11 protein-coding genes are annotated in these 13,704 nt (G+C 74.3%); 4 read left to right on the forward strand and 7 right to left on the reverse strand.

Annotated elements, in window-relative coordinates:
- Window positions 1-53: 53 nt before the first annotated feature.
- From ABWK59_RS29625 to ABWK59_RS29635, 3 genes are all read right to left on the reverse strand, one after another.
- Entirely contained in the window at window positions 54-743 is a 690-nt protein-coding gene (locus ABWK59_RS29625) for a hypothetical protein (protein ID WP_354643708.1), read from the reverse strand.
- A 151-nt stretch (window positions 744-894) separates the two neighbouring features.
- Window positions 895-2,124 (reverse strand): CapA family protein, encoded by a 1,230-nt coding sequence (locus ABWK59_RS29630; RefSeq protein ID WP_354643709.1) that lies wholly within the window; start codon window positions 2,122-2,124, stop codon window positions 895-897.
- 84 nt (window positions 2,125-2,208) lie between these two features.
- Window positions 2,209-3,108 carry a helix-turn-helix domain-containing protein gene (locus ABWK59_RS29635; RefSeq protein WP_354643710.1) on the reverse strand — a complete coding sequence of 300 codons (900 nt, stop codon included), beginning with the start codon at window positions 3,106-3,108 and terminating at the stop codon, window positions 2,209-2,211.
- A 101-nt stretch (window positions 3,109-3,209) separates the two neighbouring features.
- Here ABWK59_RS29635 and ABWK59_RS29640 point away from each other — a divergent pair, with 101 nt between their 5' ends.
- Together ABWK59_RS29640 and ABWK59_RS29645 are read left to right on the forward strand one after the other, a co-directional pair.
- Window positions 3,210-4,259, forward strand: a complete 1,050-nt coding sequence (locus tag ABWK59_RS29640) for an NAD(P)-dependent alcohol dehydrogenase (RefSeq protein WP_354643711.1) — start codon at window positions 3,210-3,212, stop codon at window positions 4,257-4,259.
- A gap of 127 nt (window positions 4,260-4,386) precedes the next feature.
- Window positions 4,387-5,928, forward strand: coding sequence for a M1 family metallopeptidase (locus ABWK59_RS29645; protein ID WP_354645151.1), 1,542 nt, complete (start codon window positions 4,387-4,389; stop codon window positions 5,926-5,928).
- An 88-nt stretch (window positions 5,929-6,016) separates the two neighbouring features.
- On the opposite strand, the gene ABWK59_RS29650 is transcribed toward ABWK59_RS29645, so the two are convergent.
- The 3 genes from ABWK59_RS29650 to ABWK59_RS29660 all read right to left on the reverse strand — a co-directional run bounded on the left by ABWK59_RS29650 (window position 6,017) and on the right by ABWK59_RS29660 (window position 9,746).
- Window positions 6,017-7,267, reverse strand: a complete 1,251-nt coding sequence (locus ABWK59_RS29650) for a branched-chain amino acid ABC transporter substrate-binding protein (RefSeq protein WP_354643712.1) — start codon at window positions 7,265-7,267, stop codon at window positions 6,017-6,019.
- A 245-nt stretch (window positions 7,268-7,512) separates the two neighbouring features.
- Entirely contained in the window at window positions 7,513-8,706 is a 1,194-nt protein-coding gene (locus tag ABWK59_RS29655; RefSeq protein WP_354643713.1) for a cytochrome P450 family protein, read from the reverse strand.
- 83 nt (window positions 8,707-8,789) lie between these two features.
- Window positions 8,790-9,746: a GlxA family transcriptional regulator gene (locus ABWK59_RS29660; RefSeq protein WP_354643714.1), complete on the reverse strand. Its 957-nt coding sequence runs from the start codon at window positions 9,744-9,746 to the stop codon at window positions 8,790-8,792.
- A gap of 129 nt (window positions 9,747-9,875) precedes the next feature.
- Between ABWK59_RS29660 and ABWK59_RS29665 the strand changes: the two genes are divergently transcribed.
- Window positions 9,876-10,847, forward strand: a complete 972-nt coding sequence (locus ABWK59_RS29665; protein WP_354643715.1) for an NADP-dependent oxidoreductase — start codon at window positions 9,876-9,878, stop codon at window positions 10,845-10,847.
- Between the two features lie 24 nt (window positions 10,848-10,871).
- On the opposite strand, the gene ABWK59_RS29670 is transcribed toward ABWK59_RS29665, so the two are convergent.
- A complete protein-coding gene (locus tag ABWK59_RS29670) occupies window positions 10,872-12,095 on the reverse strand; it encodes an FAD-dependent monooxygenase (RefSeq protein WP_420492871.1) in 1,224 nt (407 codons plus the stop codon).
- Window positions 12,096-12,686: 591 nt separating this feature from the next.
- Here ABWK59_RS29670 and ABWK59_RS29675 point away from each other — a divergent pair.
- A complete protein-coding gene (locus ABWK59_RS29675) occupies window positions 12,687-13,469 on the forward strand; it encodes a transglycosylase family protein (RefSeq protein ID WP_354643717.1) in 783 nt (260 codons plus the stop codon).
- The last annotated feature ends 235 nt before the right edge of the window (window positions 13,470-13,704 follow it).

The following is a 13,704-nucleotide window of genomic DNA, read 5'->3' on the forward strand; positions in this document are numbered from 1 at the left end:
CCTGTCAGGCCGGGATCCCGCGGGCACGGTCCCGGCCCCCGCCCCGGCCGGCACTACCGCAGCAGGGCGAAGACCCCGCCGCCGACCAGGGCGCCGAGGGCGGCGCCGGCGGCGGTCTGCCAGGGGGTGTGCTCCCGCAGGGCCACGCGCGACCAGCCGAGGACGGCCACGCCCGCGAAGCCGGTAAGCCACCAGGGGCCGTAGGTGACGGCGAGCATCACCAGGCCGCCGGACAGCACGGCGGTGTGCACGGAGATCTGCCAGAAGCGGGTGATCGGCAGGACCGCCGTGATGGTGCACCACATGGCGGCGGTGAGCGCCACCATCGGGCCGGGCGCGTCGGTGGCGAACTGCAGCAGGACGCCGACCGCGACCGAGCCGGAGATCACCGGCAGCACGCTCAGCCGGCGCTGGCGGTCCGTCACGTGCCGGCCGGCCCAGCTGCCGCCCTCGGCGATCTTGACGATGTAGAGGATCGGGAGCACCGCCGCGAAGGTGAGCGCGATCAGCGCCCACCCCAGGCCGCGCCAGCCGTACAGGCCGCAGCCGAGGGCGAGGCAGAGCAGGATGATCACGTTCTTGGGGTCCGCGCCGTCGGTCAGCCGGCGGGCCAGCCGGGATTCCCGGTCGGCGGGTGCCGCTGCGGTGGCCGGCCCGGTCCGGTCGGCGGCCGCGGAGGCGTCGGCCGCGGTGTCGGCTGCGGCGGTGCGGTCGGCGTCCTCGGTGGGGAGTGCGGGGTTCACGGTCCTCGGTCTCTGCGGTGCGTCCGGGGCCGGCGGCGGTGGCCGTACCGGCGATGAGCTGCGGCGCGGAGCGGGGACGGAACCCCGCCCGCGACCGGGACGACGCTACCGGGGGCCGGGCGGCGGACCTGCGGCCGGGTCAGGAGGCCGTTCAGGGAGCCATGGTGAGGCCCGCGTCGGCGGCGGAGCGGCTGAGGACGACGCTGCGGATGTGGTCGAGGGCGGCGGCGAAGTCGCTCCGGTCGGGGTGCTGCCGGACGGCCTCGGGGAGCACCAGGACGCGGTGCGGCGGCCCCAGGTCCATCAGCTGCGGGACGAACTCGGCCCGGGAGACCGTCCAGCGGCCGCCGCCGGCGGCGGGCGGGGCGAAGGTGAAGCGGGCGATGGTGCCCATGTTGCCGCGCGGGTCGAAGGCGTCGGAGTAGTTGACCATGTCCCCGGCGACCTGGTCGCCCATGCCGTAGACCACCCAGGTGCCGTTGACCTTCTCGTACGCCTGCGGGATGTGCGCGTGGGTGCCGAGGATCAGGTCGATGTCGGGTCCGCCGTCGGTGCGGGCGGCGGTCAGCCCGCGGGCCAGGGTGAGCTGCTGCTCGTCCGGCTCGTCCTGCCATTCGGTGCCCCAGTGGATGCTCACCACCACCAGGTCGGCGCCGGACCGCCGGGCGGCGCGGGCGTCGGCGAGGATCCGGTCCCGGTCGATCAGGTTCACCGCCCAGGGCCGGCCCTCGGGCAGCGGGATGCCGTTGGTGTCGTAGCTGTAGGCGAGGTGGGCGAGGGTGGCGCCCCCGGCGGTGAGCAGCGCGGGCCGGGCGGCCTCCTCGGCGGTCCGGGCGGAGCCGGCGTGCCGGAGGCCGGCCGCGTCCATGGCGTCCAGGGTGCGGCGGATGCCCTCGGCGCCGTCGTCCAGGGTGTGGTTGGAGGCGGTGGAGCAGGAGTCGTAGCCGGTGTCCCGCAGCGCCTGGGCGACCTGCGGCGGGGACTTGAAGCTGGGGTAGCCGGTGAACGGGCCGCCGTCCGGGCCGTAGACCGTCTCCATGTGGCAGAGGGCGAGGTCGGCGGCGCTGATCACCGGCCGGACGCCGGCCAGCATGGGGTGGAAGTCGTACCCCTCGCCGTCGGCGTCCGCCTGGGCCTGCCGGATGATCACGGCGTGCGGCAGGACGTCCCCGCTGGCGACCAGGGTGAACGGCCGCCGCTGCGCACCGGCCGCGGTGGCCTGCCCTCCCGCCTGCCCGCTCGCCGCACCGGTCGGAGCTCCGCTCGCGGGCCCGTTCTCGGGGGCGGGCGAGAGCCGCGCTCCGGCCGGGCCGGCGCAGGCGGCGGCGGTGAGCAGGAGGGCGGCCACGCCCGGGACCGTTCGGCGGGGAAGGCGCATCATCGTCCCGTCTGATCGTCGGTCTGCGACTGGTGACCCGACTATGGGACCGCCGCCCCCGCCCGCCCGGTCAGCGCGCCCGGGATGTCACCCGATGGGCCGCCGCGGGCCGCCCGGCCGCAGCCGCTCCTCCGGCACCGGCGCGGGCGCCGCGGGCGAGGTCCAGCTGGCCAGCAGCCGCAGCGACTCGGCGGAGGGCGAGCCCGGCTCGGCGTGGTACGTCAGCAGCACCTGGTCCTGGTCGCCGGCCGGCACCAGGGTCTCGTACCGCAGGGTCAGCCGGCCGACCGTCGGGTGGTGCAGCTCCTTGACCCCGTGGCCCTTGTCCCGGATGTCGTGCGCGGCCCACAGCCGCCGGAAGTCCTCGCTCTTGACCGAGAGTTCGCCGATCAGTGAGGCCAGCCTGGGGTCGTCGGGGTAGCGCCCGGCGTCCATCCGCAGGATCGCGACCACGTCCCCCGCCTTGCCCTCCCAGTCGTCGTACAGCTCGCGCGAGGCGGGGGAGAGGAACACCTGCCAGGCCATGTTGCGCTGCTCCGGCGGCATCGCCGGGAAGTCGCCGAGCAGGGCGCAGGCCAGCCGGTTCCAGCCGATCACGTCCAGCCGGCGCCCCAGCACGTACGCGGGCACGTCCGCCATGGTGTCGATCAGCTGCTGCAGGGCGGGCCGCACCCGCTGCGGTCGGGTGGCGGCGCGCGGGCGGCGGTGCACCGGCTTGGTGAGGCGGCCCAGGTGCTCCCGCTCGGCCGGGCTCAGCCGCAGGGCGTCCGCGATGGCGTCCAGGACGGCGGTGGAGACGTTCTCGCCGTGCCCCTGCTCCAGCCGGATGTAGTACGCGGTGCTCACCCCGGCGAGCTGCGCCAGCTCCTCCCGGCGCAGCCCCGGCACCCGGCGCCGCCCGCCGTACGGGGTGAGGCCGACGTCCTCCGGCTTCAGCCGGGCTCGGCGCGATCGCAGGAACTCGCTCAACTCGGTGCGCTGGTCCATACGATGCAGTATGAGGGTGCCACTGCCAGTGGTACGCACAGGGAACATACGTCAACGGATGATCTGGCTGGGCCCGGACGCCGGCTGGCAGGGTTACCGGCATGACGCACACCACTGTCGCCGCCTACGCCGCCGCCGCCCCGAAGGCCCCGCTGGAGAAGACCACCGTCCCGCGCCGCCCGCTGGGCGAGCACGACATCCTCATCGACATCAAGTTCGCCGGCATCTGCCACTCCGACATCCACCAGGTCGACGGTGACTGGGGCGAGGGCATCTTCCCGATGGTGCCCGGCCACGAGATCGCCGGCGTGGTCGCCGAGGTCGGCCCCGGCGTGACCCGGTACGCGGTCGGCGACCGGGTCGGCGTCGGCTGCTTCGTCGACTCCTGCCGGGAGTGCGAGAACTGCCGGGCCGGGCTCCAGCAGTACTGCACCGGCGGCGGCATGACCGCCACCTACAACGGGACGGGCCGCGACGGTGAGCCCACCTACGGCGGCTACTCCACCCACCTGGTGGTGGACGAGGGCTACGCCCTGCGGATCCCCGACGCCATCCCGCTGGACGCCGCCGCGCCGCTGCTGTGCGCCGGCGTCACCCTCTACTCGCCGCTGCGCCACTGGGGCGCCGGCCCCGGGAAGAAGGTCGCGGTGGTCGGCTTCGGCGGCCTGGGCCACCTGGGCGTCAAGATCGCCCACGCGATGGGGGCCGAGGTCACCGTGCTCAGCCAGTCGCTGGGCAAGCGCGAGGACGGCCTGCGGTTCGGCGCCGACGACTACCGGGCCACCGCCGACCCGGCCACCTTCACCGACCTGGCCGGCACCTTCGACCTGATCGTCAACACCGTCTCCGCCGACCTCGACCTCAACGCCTACCTGGACCTGCTGCGGGTGAACGGCACCCTGGTCCAGGTCGGCCTGCCCGAAAACCCCTCCCCGGTGGGCGCGTTCGCCCTGGTCGGCGGCCGGCGCTCGCTGGCCGGCTCGATGATCGGCGGCATCCCGGAGACCCAGGAGATGCTGGACTTCTGCGCCGAGCACGGCATAGGCGCGGAGATCGAGGTGATCTCCGCCGACCGGATCAACGAGGCCTACGCCCGGGTGGTGGCCAGCGACGTCCGGTACCGCTTCGTGATCGACACCGCCACCATCTGACGGAACATCAACCCCTTGACCTGACAAGGTGTGTGTACCGCCCCGGCCGCCGAACGGCGGCCGGGGCGGTGATCGTCGCCCGTGCTTCGTGTACGGCCGCACTCCCGCTAGGGTGTGGCCGGTGAAGATGACGAGCCCACGATTCGCCACCGCCGTCGCGGCGGTCACGGCAGCGGTCTGCTGCACGGCCCTCGCCCCCCAGCGGGCCCTCGCCCAGGGGTCGCAGGGCCCCGGACAGGTCCTCTCCGCGGACGGTCCCGCCGACCCGGTCTACCCCGGGCTGGGCAACGCCGGGTACGACGCCCTCGCCTACGACCTCGCCTTCGACTACCACGCGGACACCCGTACGGTCTCCGGCTCGGCCGCGATAACCGCCCGCAGCCTCACCCGGCTGGAGCGGATCTCGCTGGACGCCGCGGGACTCGCGGTCTCCGCCGTCAAGGTCGACGGCCGGAAGGCAGAATTCGCCCTGGAGGGCGAGAAGTTGACCGTCACCCCGGCGCGGGCGATCCGGCCCGGCGCGGTGCTCCGGGTGCAGGTGGAGTACACCGCCGACCTGAAGACGGTCGTTCCCGGCACCCGCACCGGCTGGGTGGTGACCAAGGACGGCTTCGCGGTCGCCGGCCAGCCGGACACCGCGCACACCGTCTTCCCCGGCAACGACCACCCCTCGGACAAGGCCCGGTTCACCGTCCGGGTCACCGCCCCCTCCGAGCTGTTCGGGGTCGCGAACGGCACCCCGGTCGGCACGGTGGAGCGCGACGGCCGGACCACCCGCACGTACGTCTCGCGCGACCCGATGGCCACCGAGCTGCTCCAGGTGTCGGTGGGCTCGTACACGGTGAAGGAGCGCCCGGGAAGCCGTCCGGGGCTGCGGCTGCGTGACGTGGTGCCCACGGCCCGCGCCGAGGCGCTGGAGCCCGCGCTCGCCCTGACCGGCGATCAACTCGCCTGGATGGAGGCCCATCTGGGCCCCTTCCCGTTCGAGGCGTACGGGATCATGCCGGCCGACACCGACGACCCCAAGGCCTTCGACTTCACCGGCCTGGAGACCCAGACCCTCACCCTGTACAAGCCCGGCTTCCTCGCCCAGCGGGAGCAGGCCGTCGGCTCGCACATGGTCCACGAGCTGACCCACTCCTGGTTCGGCAACAGCGTCACGCCCAGGACCTGGGCCGACCTGTGGCTCAACGAGGGCCACGCCGACTTCTACGGCCTGCTGTACCGCTACGAGCGCGGCTGGCCGGACTCGCTGGGCATGACCACGCTGGACGCCCGGATGCAGGACACCTACGCCAAGGCCGACCTGTGGCGCCGCGACTCGGGGCCGGTGGCCGCGCCGAACGCGAAGAACCTCTTCGACGGGCAGCGCTACCTGGGCGGCGTGCTGGCCCTGTACGCGCTGCGGGAGAAGGTCGGCACCGAGGTCTTCGACCGCATCGAGCGGGAGTTCCTGCGGACATACCGGTACGGGACGGCCTCCACGGCCGACTACATCGCGACCGCCTCGCGGGTGTCCGGCCAGGACCTCGGGGGCTTCCTCACCGAGTGGCTCTACGGCACCAGGGTGCCGGCCATGCCCAACCATCCGGACTGGACGGTCACTCCGGCCGAGCCGAAGCTGCGCAGCGTTCCCACCGAGATCCCCCAGGGGTCCGCGCTGCTCTGAGACCGCGCCGCGCGCCGCGCCCGCGCAAGGGCCGGCGCTCCGACCCGGGCCCCCGCCGTTCCGCCGCCGGCGGGGCCGCCCGATCGGGTCAGTTGAGCTGGTTCAGCTTGCCGGAGGAGACCACGGTCTCCCACTTGCCGTTCCGCACCTGGTACAGCGAGACGATCTGGTTGCTGCTGTCGCCGAACTCGTCGAAGGCGACGTCGCCGGTCACCCCGAAGAAGCTGGTGTCCTGGACGGCCTTGGCCACCTTGGCCCGCAGGTCGCCGGTCGGCACCTTGCCCTTGTTGTCCTGGACCACCTTGCCGACGGCCAGCATCAGCGCCCAGACGCTGTCGTAGCCGTACGGGCCGAAGGTGCCCGGCGGCTCGGTGTACTTGCCCGCCCGGTACGCCTCCAGGAAGTTGTACGCCGAGGGCAGGTCGTCGATGGCGACACCGTCCGAGCTGGCCAGGTCGCCGTCGGCCTGCGGCCCTCCGGCCAGGCCCGGGTAGTCCGCCTTGTGCACGCCGTCGCCGCCGGCCACCGGCACCTTGACCCCGGCCGCCTTGAGCTGCGAGGAGAGCGGACCGGCCTCGGTGGACTCGCCGCCGAAGAACACCAGCTTCGGCTTGGTGGTCTTGATCTTCTGCACCAGCGCACCGAAGTCCGTGGTGCCCGCGGGCACCGACTCGCGCATCAGCACCTTGCCCCCGCCGCGCTCGAACTCACCGGCCATCTGGTCGGCCAGGCCGATGCCGTACGCCTTGGAGTCGTCGATCACCGCGACGGTGTCCAGCTTCATCTTCTTCAGCGCGTACCGCGCCACGTACGGGCCCTGCACCGCGTCGGTGGTGACGGTCCGGAAGTACGTCGGGTACGGGCGCTTCTTGCCCTTGGTCAGGTAGTCCTGGCCGAAGGTGAGCGCGGGCAGGGTGTTCGCCGGCGAGATGTTGACGATCCCGGCGTTGGCGAGGACGGGGGTCATCTCCAGCGCCACGGCCGAGTTGTACGGCCCGACCACGCCGATCACGTTCGGCCTGGCGGCGAACGCCTCGGCGTGCGCCTTCGCCGTCTTCGGCTCGGCGGAGTCGTCGCGCACGTCGAGCACGAACCGGACGCCGGGGACCAGGTTCTTGGCGTTGGCCTTGGCCACCGCCATCTCCACCGAGTTCCGGATGCCCTGGGCCGGCGCCGAGAACTTCGAGGTGAGGGGGATGTCGACCCCGATCACGAGCTCGGTCCCGGCGCCGCCGGAGTCGACCAGCGAACATCCTGACAGGACGAGCGTGCCGGCCAGGACCAGCGCCGGGGCCCGGCCTGGCCGGGCATGTCGGAACGGGGGATGCGGATGGTGCATGGTGACTCCGGGTCAGCGACGGGGACGGGGAACTGCGCCGCGCGGAACAAGGAGTGATACGGCATCACCGCTGGTGGCACCCCCCGTCCCACCGACTGGCACAAGTTTCCGCACTGAATAGACGAATGCGGCAACTGTTCACACTCTCCCCACCAACCATCCACGCGGTGATCGTTTGGATTGCCGCCCGGGTGGGCTGATCAGCGGAGATTTCATCGCGGGGAGGGCAAACCCGAGGCAAAGGGTCAGAACCGGACCGGCAGGGCGAGCAGGCCGCTGGTGCGGAGCGACGGGCGGCGGCGCAGGGACTCGCGCGGGACGTCCAGGGCGAGGCCGGGGAACCGGCGCAGCAGGGTGGCCAGGGCGATCCCGGTCTCCAGCCGGGCGAGCGGCGCCCCCAGGCAGTAGTGGATGCCGTGGCCCAGCGCCAGGTGGGCGTCCTTGGGGCGGTGCAGGTCCAGCCGGTCCGGGTCGGCGAACCGGGCCGGATCGCGATCCGCCGAGCCGATCGCCAGCAGCACCGTCTCCCCGGCCGGCAGCGTCACCTCCCCGACCCGGACGTCCTCCAGCGGGAAGCGGCGGATCGCCAGCGGCGCCGGGCCGTCGTACCGCGCGAGCTCCTCCACCGCCGCGGGGACCAGCGCCGGATCCCGCCGCAGGGCCGCCAGCTGCTCCGGGTGGTCCAGCAGCGCGAGGACGCCGTTGCCGATCAGGTGGACCGTGTTCTCGTACCCGGCGAACAGGATGAGGAAGGCGAGCGAGGTCAACTCGTCCTCGGTCAGCCGGTCCTCGCCCTCGTCCCGGGCGGCGATCAGCGCGGACAGCAGGTCGTCGGCGGGCGCGGCCCGCTTGGCGGCGATCAGCTCGGCGAAGAACCCCAGCAGGCCCGCCACCGCGGCCTTCGCCTCCCAGGGCCGGGCCGGGTCCGGGGTGACGATCGCGTCCGTCCACGCCCGGAAGTCGCGGCGGTGCTCCGCCGGCACCCCCAGCAGGTCGCAGATCACCGCGATCGGGAACGGCCCGGCGTACGCGGCGATCAGATCCGCCCGGCCGAGCGGCTCGATCGCGTCCAGCAGGTCGTCCGCGGTGCGCTGGACCGCCGGACGCAGCCGCTCCACCCGGCGCGGGGTGAACGCCTGGGAGACCAGCCGGCGGATCCGGGTGTGGTCCGGCGGGTCCATGTTCAGCAGGTTGGCGTCCAGGGCCGGCGGCAGCGCGAGGCCCCGGTAGTTGCCGGGCAGGGCGTGGCGCTTGTCCAGCGACAGACGCGGGTCGGCGAGCAGCGCCTTCACGTCCTCGTACCGCGTGACCAGCCAGAACGGCAGGCCGTCGGGGCCTATCAGCCGGTGCGCGGGGCCCTGCTCGCGGAGGGCGGCGTAGCCGGCGTACGGGTCCGCGAGCAGGGCCGCGGCATCGGGGACGGGGATGATCTCGGGCATTCGGTCATCGTACGCACCATCAGGAACGGCTCGGTGGGCGGCCGGTGGCGCCTCGGGGCGGGTGGGTGCGCAGGCTGCCCGGGTCAGGGGCGGAAGGTGCGGCGGTAGCCGTGGGGGGTGATGCCGAGGGTGGTGTGGAGGTGGTGGCGGAGGGAGGCTCCGGTGCCGAGGCCGGAGCGTCGGGCGACCAGGTCGACCGGCCAGTCGGTGGTCTCCAGGTAGTGGCGGGCCAGGTCGGTGCGCTGGCGGAGCAGCCACCGGGCGGGGGTGGTGCCGGTCTCCGCCCGGAAGCGCCGGGAGAAGGTCCGGACGCTGACGTGGGCGTGCGCCGCGAGGTCCGCCAGGGTCAGCGGCTCGGACAGCCGCTCCAGCGCCCACGCCTGGGTGGCCGCCGTGCCGGAGGCCCCCGGATCGGGCACGGGCCGGGGGATGAACTGGGCCTGCCCGCCCTCCCGCCACGGCGGCACCACGCAGGCGCGGGCCACGTCGTTGGCGACCCGGCTGCCGTGGTCCCGGCGGACCAGGTGCAGGCACAGGTCGATCCCGGCGGCCACCCCCGCGGAGGTGAGGACGTCGCCGTCGTCGACGAACAGGACGTCCGGGTCGACCCGGACACCGGTGAACATCCGCTGCAGACGGTCGGCGTCGCGCCAGTGGGTGGTGGCGGGCCGGCCCTCCAGGAGGCCGGCGGCGGCCAGGACGTAGGTGGCGGTGCAGATGCCGACGATCCGGGTCCCGGGACGGATCGCGGCCAGCGCGTCCCGCAGGGCGTCCGGCAGGCGGCCCTCCTCGCGGATCGGGCCGAGCGCGTGCGAGGGCGGGATGACCACGGTGTCCACCCGGGCCAGCAGCGAGGCGTCCCGGGAGACCGCGAGGCCGTAGTCGGCCTCGGCGCGGACCGGGCCGCCGTCCAGGCTGCAGGTGGCCACGGAGTAGAGCGGCCGGCCGGCCCCGTCCCGGGCGGCGCCGAAGATCCGGCCCGGGATGCCGAGTTCGAAGGGGAGGACGCCGTCCAGGGCCAGCACGCCGACGTGATGCATGGCCGGATCCTTTCACTCCGTGGCCGGAGCACCGGCACCGAGGGCCGCCGTCCCCGGGCAGGGTGGGGACCCGCCGGTGCTCGCCGGTACCTCGCGGACCACCGCCGCAGCGAACAGGAGAACCCCCGTATGTCCCAGGCCGCCACCCCCGTCCCCACCATGCGTGCCGTCGTGCAGGAGGCCGCCGGAGCACCCGAGGTGCTGAGGATCGCCGAGGTGCCGCGTCCGGAGCCCGCGCGCGGCGAGGTCCTGGTCCGGGTGTGCGCGGCCGGGGTCAACCCGGCCGACTGGAAGACCCGTTCGCGCGGCGCGTTCGCCACCGGCGCCACGCCCCCGTTCGTCCTCGGCTTCGACGTCTCCGGCGTGGTCGAGGCGGTCGGCGAGGGGGTGACCGTCCTGCGGCCCGGCGACGAGGTGTACGGCATGCCGCGGTTCCCGTTCCCGGCCCGCGCCTACGCCGAGTACCTCACCGCACCGGCCCGCCACCTCGCCCCCAGGCCCCGCGGCCTGACCCACCTGGAGGCGGGAGCCCTGCCGCTGGCCGCGCTCACCGCCTGGCAGGCCCTGGTCGACACCGCGGACGTCCGGCCCGGACAGCGGGTCCTCGTCCACGCCGCCGCCGGCGGGGTCGGGCATCTCGCCGTCCAGATCGCCAAGTCCCGTGGCGCCCACGTGATCGGCACCGCCGGCGCCGCCAAGCACGAGCTGCTGCGCTCGCTCGGCGCGGACGAGGTCCTCGACCACCGCACCCAGGACGTGACCGCGACCGTCCGCGACGTGGACGTCGTCCTCGACCCGCTCGGCGGCGGGAGCCCGGCCCGGTCCCTGCGCACGCTCCGCCCGGGCGGCACCCTGGTCTCCATCCTGCCGCTGGACGGGAGCTTCCCGTACGCCGAGGCCGAGGCGGCCGGCATCCGGGCGGTGTTCATGCTGGTCGAGCCCGACCGGCAGGGCCTGGGCGCGATCACCGAGCTGGTGGAGAGCGGGCGGCTGCGGGTGGTCGTGGACTCCGTCTTCCCGCTGGAGGACGCCGCAGGCGCCCACCGGCTGGGCGAGCTGGGCCGGACCACCGGGAAGATCGTCCTCTCGGTCGCGCCCTGAGCCGGCCGGCGGGTGCACCGTGCGTTACGGCACGGGTCGGCGGGGGAGGGCGTGGCCGCCGAAGCCGGTGAGGGCGCCGGAGGACCGCCACCAGCGTTCGACGGCCGGCTGGTCCATCGCGGCCCAGTCCGGGGTCCGCTGGACCTGTGCCAGCCCCAACTGCCGTCCCAGCACAAGGGTCTGGTGCCCCAGCGGAGCACGTTCGGCGTCGTAGCGGCGCAGGGCCCCGTCCAGGTCGTCGGTCTCGCGGAGCACCCGCTCCAGGACGGTGGCGTCCTGCAGCGCCTTGATCGCGCCGCTGCCGGTGTGCGGACGGGCCAGCGAGGCGGCGTCGCCGAGCAGGACCAGCCGGCCGTGGGCGAAGCGGGGGGTGGCCAGGTCGTACATCGGCTGCAGGAACGCGTTCTCGGCCCGGGTGCCACGCACCACCTCCTGCCAGAACGGCGGGAAGTGCCGCTCCACCAGGTCGCCCTGATGGCGGGCCAGCAGCGGGTCCACCACCCGGTCCGGCCCGGCCGCCGGATCGGCGAAGCGGGCGCCGGCGGCGTCGGGCGGCGCGGTGAAGAACACCCAGTTGACGTCCGCGCCCGGACCGGCCGACGCGGGGATGCGGTAGACCACCATGTGCCCGCCGGGGAAGACCACCGTGACCAGGTCCTGCTCGCGGAAGGCGTCCGCCGGACCCGGCAGCCGCTCGGCGGGCAGCGTGCCCCGCCACGCCAGATACCCGCCGTACGCCGGCACGGCCCCCGGATCCACCGCCTCCCGCACCACCGAGCGGTACCCGTCCGCGCCGACCACCAGGTCGAAGCGCTCCTCGCCGCCCTCCGCGAGCCGCAGCACCGCTCCGTCCCCGGCCGGGACGACCGCGGTGACGGCGGCGCCACCGCGGTAGTCGACGGTGTCGGGGATGCGGGCGCGCAGGCCGCGCCAGAGCGAACCCCAGTTGTAGGAGCGGAACGGGAACGGCAGGACGGCGATCGCGCGCCCCGCGCGGCGGGAGCCGTCGCGGACCACCCAGGGGCGGTGTGTCAGCGGGAGCCACGGCATGGCGGCGTCCACGTAGCCGGCGGCTTCCAGCTCGGCGTAGCGGTCGCTGTGCAGGGCCACGCCGACGCCGCGGTCGGCGAGGCGGCCGGCGGTGCGCTCGTACACCACCACCTCGGCCGCTCCCGCGCGGGACACCGCGAGGGCGGCGGCGCAGCCCGCGATACTCCCCCCGACCACGGCAACCCTTCCCCCACGCACCGGCCGTCCCCCTCCTGTCGCCTGGGGGGACCCTGCCCAGCGCTCCGCGGAGATAACCGGCTGCGTCGTTGAAGCCACTGGAGGGGTGACCGGGCGCAGGTGGGGCGCTGCGCTGGGTGGTCGGTGTGGTGCGGGGCATAGGGGCGGGGGTGGCAGGTGGGCGGAGGGTGGTGGGGGGTTCACGGTGTGGTGAGGGGGAGCGGGGGAATCGGCGGAAATCGGGGTGAGCCCGGTCACCTCGGGTGGGGTGCGGGGACCGGAAACTCGGGGCGGCGAGGGCCCGGTAAGCGCGGTGTACCGGCGGTAACCCGGCACTGACCTGGGGAAACCTGCGAATCCTTGGCTTCCGTCCGGAATGTCCGTAACTTCGAAACCGGTGCAGGGCGCACCACCCGGGATCACCCCGAACGGCCCTCCGGTTCCTCCGGTGGGCGCGTCCCCGGCGCGGCATGGAGCCGGCCGAGCGGAACGGGGTGCGAGACGGCGGGACCGCCACCGGCGGCAGCCGTCCCCCACAGGCATGGCGGACACGGGCTCGGACGAGCCGTGGCCGACCCTTGCCTGCCCCCGGGACCCCACGAAGGGAACTGCATGATCTTCCGTAACGAGACCACCGCTGCCACCACCACCTCCGCCCCCAAGCGCAACCGCGTGCGGATGGCCGTGATGGGCGGCGCGCTGGTCGCGCTGCCGGTGGCCGGCCTCGTCACGGCCACCACGGCCTCCGCCGCCGACGTCTCCACCTGGGACCGGGTCGCTCAGTGCGAGTCCACCGGCAACTGGGCGATCGACTCGGGCAACGGCTTCTACGGCGGCCTCCAGTTCACCTCCAGCACCTGGGCCGCGTACGGCGGCACCCAGTACGCCCCGCAGGCCAACCTGGCCACCAAGGCGCAGCAGATCTCCGTCGCCGAGAAGGTCCTGGCCGACCAGGGCCCGGGCGCCTGGCCGGTGTGCTCGGTCAAGGCGGGTCTGACCAAGGGTGGCGCCCCGGCCGCGGTCGACACCTCCGCCGACACCGCCGCCTCCCGCTCCGAGGCCCGTGCGCAGGCCCCGCAGGCCGCCACCCCGCAGGCCGCCCCGAAGACCGAAACTCCGAAGACCGAGGCCCCGAAGACGGAGGCCAAGCCCGCGGCCCCCAAGGCCGAGGTGAAGAAGGCCGAGGCGCCCAAGCCGGTCGCCAAGAAGGCCGAGGCCCCGAAGGCCGCGGTCAACCAGGCCGAGGGCGGCAGCTACACCGTCAAGAGCGGTGACACCCTGAGCAAGATCGCCGCCGCGCAGGGCGTCGACTGGCACGAGCTGTTCCAGCACAACACCGGTGTCATCGGCGACAACCCGGACCTGATCCTCCCGGGCCAGGTGCTGTCCGTCTGACACACCGCCACCCGGCGCGGCATCGCTTTGAAGGCCGTCTCCACCCGTCCGCGGGAGGAGGCGGCCTTCGGGCGTACCGGCCCGCGGCAGTCGGCGGCGGGCAGCGGCCGGGCCCGGGGGAGGGGCACGGCCGTGTCGCCGAGCGGGATGGGACGAATCCCTCCCTACCATCAGGATCCGGTCACCCCGGTCGGTCCGGGTGGGTGACCGGCCGTCAGCCGGATCCTGGGAGAGT

The organism is Kitasatospora sp. HUAS MG31 (assembly GCF_040571325.1).
In the GTDB taxonomy this organism is placed as follows: Bacteria; Actinomycetota; Actinomycetes; order Streptomycetales; family Streptomycetaceae; genus Kitasatospora; species Kitasatospora camelliae.

Bases quoted from the DNA above. Each gene is read 5' to 3' on its own strand.
- ABWK59_RS29630 (WP_354643709.1), bottom strand. From the start codon at position 2,124: ATGATGCGCCTTCCCCGCCGAACGGTCCCGGGCGTGGCCGCCCTCCTG.
- ABWK59_RS29635 (WP_354643710.1), bottom strand. From the start codon at position 3,108: ATGGACCAGCGCACCGAGTTGAGCGAGTTCCTGCGATCGCGCCGAGCC.
- ABWK59_RS29640 (WP_354643711.1), top strand. From the start codon at position 3,210: ATGACGCACACCACTGTCGCCGCCTACGCCGCCGCCGCCCCGAAGGCC.
- ABWK59_RS29645 (WP_354645151.1), top strand. From the start codon at position 4,387: ATGACGAGCCCACGATTCGCCACCGCCGTCGCGGCGGTCACGGCAGCG.
- ABWK59_RS29650 (WP_354643712.1), bottom strand. From the start codon at position 7,267: ATGCACCATCCGCATCCCCCGTTCCGACATGCCCGGCCAGGCCGGGCC.
- ABWK59_RS29655 (WP_354643713.1), bottom strand. From the start codon at position 8,706: ATGCCCGAGATCATCCCCGTCCCCGATGCCGCGGCCCTGCTCGCGGAC.
- ABWK59_RS29660 (WP_354643714.1), bottom strand. From the start codon at position 9,746: ATGCATCACGTCGGCGTGCTGGCCCTGGACGGCGTCCTCCCCTTCGAA.
- ABWK59_RS29665 (WP_354643715.1), top strand. From the start codon at position 9,876: ATGTCCCAGGCCGCCACCCCCGTCCCCACCATGCGTGCCGTCGTGCAG.
- ABWK59_RS29675 (WP_354643717.1), top strand. From the start codon at position 12,687: ATGATCTTCCGTAACGAGACCACCGCTGCCACCACCACCTCCGCCCCC.